This window comes from uncultured Alloprevotella sp., assembly GCF_963536905.1.
Classification (GTDB): Bacteria; Bacteroidota; Bacteroidia; order Bacteroidales; family Bacteroidaceae; genus Alloprevotella.
Genome location: NZ_CAUTBW010000083.1, coordinates 1 through 2,989, shown reverse-complemented (window position 1 = coordinate 2,989; position 2,989 = coordinate 1). Strand labels below are relative to the sequence as shown.

Annotated in this window: 4 protein-coding genes and 1 pseudogene; all 5 read left to right on the top strand. The window is 40.8% G+C overall.

Annotated features, from left to right (window positions below):
* The coding region (locus tag ABLA33_RS09970) for a hypothetical protein (RefSeq protein ID WP_347720184.1) at window positions 1-222 on the top strand (222 nt) is incomplete at its 5' end.
* Window positions 223-307: 85 nt separating this feature from the next.
* Window positions 308-835, top strand: coding sequence for a C40 family peptidase (locus ABLA33_RS09965; RefSeq protein WP_347720183.1), 528 nt, complete (start codon window positions 308-310; stop codon window positions 833-835).
* A 101-nt stretch (window positions 836-936) separates the two neighbouring features.
* Complete coding sequence (locus ABLA33_RS09960; protein ID WP_347720182.1) at window positions 937-1,854, top strand: mechanosensitive ion channel domain-containing protein; 918 nt, start codon at window positions 937-939, stop codon at window positions 1,852-1,854.
* 188 nt (window positions 1,855-2,042) lie between these two features.
* Window positions 2,043-2,234 (top strand): 30S ribosomal protein S21, encoded by a 192-nt coding sequence (gene rpsU / locus ABLA33_RS09955; protein WP_009348375.1) that lies wholly within the window; start codon window positions 2,043-2,045, stop codon window positions 2,232-2,234.
* 184 nt (window positions 2,235-2,418) lie between these two features.
* A pseudogene (locus ABLA33_RS09950) lies at window positions 2,419-2,989 on the top strand (hypothetical protein); the annotation flags it as partial.

Below are 2,989 nucleotides of genomic sequence, written 5' to 3'. Positions count from 1 at the left end.
TCGCGCCGATGGTACTGTCCACAAGACGGGAGAGTAGGTCGCCGCCTTTTTTTAATAAGAGACTCCTATCAGAGTAATCATCTGATGGGAGTCTCTTTTTTGTGTGTTTCAGGCAGAGGCTTGCAGATTTACTTTTCTGAGAAGGGCAAACTGGTTGGATTTATTTGTGAGTGGCAGGAGGAGAGTTTTTGCTTAAAATGGAAGCCTTATTTTTTATTATAAAAAAATGCAAAGTATGTTTGTCAAATTGGATATTATCCTTATATTTGCATTGTTATCGTTTTATGAAATCTAAAAGTAAAGAGTTTTGAAAGTAAGAAACGCGATATTTATAGTAGTTGCCACACTCTCTATGGTGTTTACCACATCGAGTGCTGCAAATTCTCGCTCACCACTTATAAGTACTATTGGAATCACAAGTTATATAAATGATGATCCAAAAGGAGAGACTATTGTTAAGACAGCTCTCCAATATCTTGGGACAAAATATTGTTCTGGAAGAAGCGGCCCTGGAGGGTTTGATTGTTCAGGTTTGACCAGTTATGTATATAAATTAAACAATGTACATATCACACGTTCTAGTCGCTCTCAGTTTACAGAAGGAACTCCTATTATGAGTATTAGTAGTTTGCGTAAGGGAGACCTTGTTTTCTTTGGAGGTTCACGCGGTTCTAACTCAGTAGGGCACGTAGGCATAGTTACAGACGTGGCAGATAATGGACAAAGCTTTAAGTTTGTTCATGCAGCTAGGACAGGTGTGCAAGTAGATTCTTCTGACCAAGCTTATTATAGTAAACGTTATATGGGCGCTCGTCGAATTATTGATCAAAAATAAAAATACTACAATATTCAGTTTTGCCACTTTCACTATTGTGAGAGTGGCATTATTGTTTCATTAAAAAACAGTATCTTTGCATTGAAATTTAAATATAGGATATGTTTAGCATTCTTAGTATAACAACTCCCGAAGTCAATATTTCTCACATAGATCGTTTTCTTCAGCGACTGGTAGAGATGGGAATAGGTGTGGGCAAAAACATACTAGCCGCTATCGTTGTCTATATTATTGGTCGCTGGATTGTAAAACTGCTTAATAAGCTTGTAGCCCGTTTTCTCCTTCGCAGCAAGGTAGAGCCTACGGTTCAAACTTTTTTGAAAAGCCTTACGAATATCCTGCTGACTATTTTGCTCATCGTGACAGTGGTTAGCACCTTAGGCGTGAATACCACGTCTTTTGCAGCTCTTTTAGCCTCTGCTGGTGTTGCTATCGGTATGGCTCTCTCTGGCAATCTTCAAAATTTTGCAGGTGGTCTGATTATCCTTCTTTTCAAGCCCTATAAAGTTGGAGATACGATAGAAGCGCAAAACAACATAGGTACTGTTCGCGAGATACAGATATTCCATACTATCATCGAAACCGCAGATGGTCGCAGAGTCTATATTCCCAATGGAACGATGTCTACTACGCTTGTTATCAATAGCGATCAAACCGCTTTGCGTCGTGAGATATGGACGGTGGGAATTGAATATGGAAATGATGTAGAACATGCGCGCGATGTTATTGTCAACTGTTTGAAGCAAGATCCAGCCATCTTAACAGAACCAAAGGACATACAGGGGAATGCGCTTGATCCTTATTTTGTTGAAGTGGCCAATCTCAGTGCAAGCAGTGTAGAACTTACGGTGCGCGCCTACGTTAATTCCAGCGACTATTGGAACGTACATTTCCGTATGCAAGAAGCTTTTTATAAAGCCATCAATGAAGATCCAAAACTCAATATACCGTTTAACACTCAAACGCTTTATGTCGTCAATGACGATAAGGTTGCTACGAAAGGGGGTGACAAAATATAGTAAGAAAGAAAAACTATTCTAACTCAAACTATTAACGACCTTGCAAGGGCAAATAGCTGGAAATGTAAGAACAAACTCAAAAAATAAAAGGATTGTTTTGTTCTTCATTAAAAATGCACTACTTTTGCACCTCGCAAGAAGTATATATCCCTCGCAATTATTAAATAACAAAATAAAAACAACGAAAAATGATCGTAGTACCCGTTAAAGAAGGCGAAAACATCGAACGCGCCCTCAAAAAATTCAAGAGAAAATTCGAAAGAACAGGTGTTGTTAAAGAGCTCCGCGCTCGTCAGCAGTACAACAAGCCCAGCGTACTGAAGCGTCTCGCAAAGGAGCACGCTGTTTACGTACAGCAGCTTCGTCGCGCAGAGGACTAATAAAGTTCTTTCGTTTGATAATAGCACAATGCGTTGCAGTCTTTTTTAGGCTGCAACGCATTTTTTGTGAGAAATAAAAATATTCCCTACATTTGCAACTGAGCTATATTCCTCATGGATTGTAGTAGAAAAAGGTATTCGCTAGCGATTTTTTTCAAATATATTATTCACTAATAGTTAGCCTATGAAAAGAAAACTTTTACACACATCGTTGGTAAGCCTCTTTCTTGCCCTTTGTATGGTAGGGAATCTGTCGGCACAAAGCTCTAAGGGCTTTCATTGGAATAAACCCCAGCCGAACCCCTTTGTTCATGCAGTTCAACCAAAGGCTTATGCGCTGTTGGCGGCTTCAAATAAGGCACCTGCAGAGACTGTACTGGAAGAAGACTTCTCCAAATGGACTGCTGGGACCGAAGCCGTGCCAGATGGGAAGCCCGTTTGTGGTTCTCACACCTCTTTCACCATCCCCGCTAAATATACCAAGATGAAAGGGTGGGTAGGCAATGAAGCCTATCAAGCCGGAGGTATCTGCTGTTTGCGTATGTTTGAGAATGGCGAACGCGCAGGATTTGTTAGCACTCCCGAGATGGAACTTTTTGGAGATGTGGTGCTAACTTTTCGCGCTCGTCGGTTGAACGCGAAAGATACGGAAGGCACGCTTTGGGTGGCCCTTTGTGATAACAACACAGGCCCAGAGGACAACTTCACGCTCCAACTAACTACTGAATGGCAGAATTTTGAAATCAAAACCAGCA